General features: G+C 48.5%; 1 protein-coding gene. It reads left to right on the forward strand.

Annotation, left to right across the window (positions count from 1 at the left end; all coding sequences use genetic code 11):
- The first annotated feature begins 73 nt into the window (after window positions 1-73).
- Window positions 74-1,248, forward strand: a protein-coding gene (locus QNN86_RS23860) for an IS3 family transposase (protein WP_137399272.1) whose coding sequence is annotated in 2 segments (ribosomal slippage) — window positions 74-332 and window positions 332-1,248 — 1,176 coding nt in all. Because the reading frame shifts where the segments join, the coding sequence is not laid out codon by codon here.
- Window positions 1,249-1,256: the final 8 nt, after the last annotated feature.

The following is a 1,256-nucleotide window of genomic DNA, read 5'->3' on the forward strand; positions in this document are numbered from 1 at the left end:
TGTAGTGGCATAGTGAATTTGGCCACCTGAATAGAGGTGATATCATCACCTCATAGTCAAAACAGGTGACATTATGACCGGACGTAACAGACGCAATTTTAGCCCCGAGTTTCGCCTCGAGGCTGCCCAGCTTGTACTCGATCAGCATTACACCGTTGCCGCCGCTGCCACTGCGATGAATGTCGGCAAATCTACGATGGATAAATGGGTTCGACAACTGAAAGAAGAGCGAGCGGGAAAATCACCCATAGCTTCACCCATGACACCTGAGCAGATTGAGATACGTGAGTTGAAGAAAAGACTTCAACGCGTTGAAATGGAACGGGATATATTAAAAAAGGCTACCGCGCTCTTGATGTCAGACTCCCTGAACAATTCTCATTAGTTGAGAAACTCAGGGCGCGGTTTCCTGTTGCCGTTGTGTGCAACGTGTTTGGGGTTCATCGCAGCAGTTATAAATACTGGCGGCAGCCCAGGAAGCCTGACGCCACGAGAGTGGCATTACTGAGCCTTGTGCGTGAAGTTTATCGCGAAAGTAACGGTTCAGCAGGAGCGCGAAGCATTGCCGCAATGGTCACCACCAAAGGTATAAAACTGAGCCGCTGGCGGGCAACAAAGCTGATGAAAGCGCTCAATATTATCAGCTGTCAGCAACCTGGCCATCGTTATAAGAAGGCGTCTAAGGAACACATTGAGATCCCTAATTATCTGGATCGCCAGTTTGCTGTTACCGAGCCTAATCAGGCCTGGTGTGGTGATGTGACTTATATCTGGACGGGAAAACGCTGGGCTTATCTGGCTGTTGTACTCGATTTGTTTTCCCGTAAACCGGTTGGCTGGGCGATGTCATTTTTCCCTGATTCCGCACTGACAGGTAAAGCCCTGTCGATGGCCTGGGAAGCACGGGGAAAACCGGCTAATTTACTGTATCACTCGGATCAAGGCAGTCACTATACCAGCAGGAATTTCAGACAGTTACTGTGGAGATATCAGATAAAGCAAAGCCTGAGTCGCCGGGGAAATTGCTGGGATAACAGCCCAATGGAACGGTTCTTCAGAAGCCTGAAAACAGAGTGGGTACCGGATAATGGCTACGCGAATTTTAGCCAAGCCAGCACGGCAATAACGAATTACATCACAGGATATTACAGCCAGCTCAGACCTCATCAATATAATGGTGGTTTGACGCCGAATGAATCAGAACGATTGTTCTGGAAAAACTCTAAAGCTGTGGCCAGTTTTTGTTGACCACTACA

Source organism: Citrobacter sp. C348 (assembly GCF_047467975.1).
Classification (GTDB): Bacteria; Pseudomonadota; Gammaproteobacteria; order Enterobacterales; family Enterobacteriaceae; genus Citrobacter; species Citrobacter gillenii.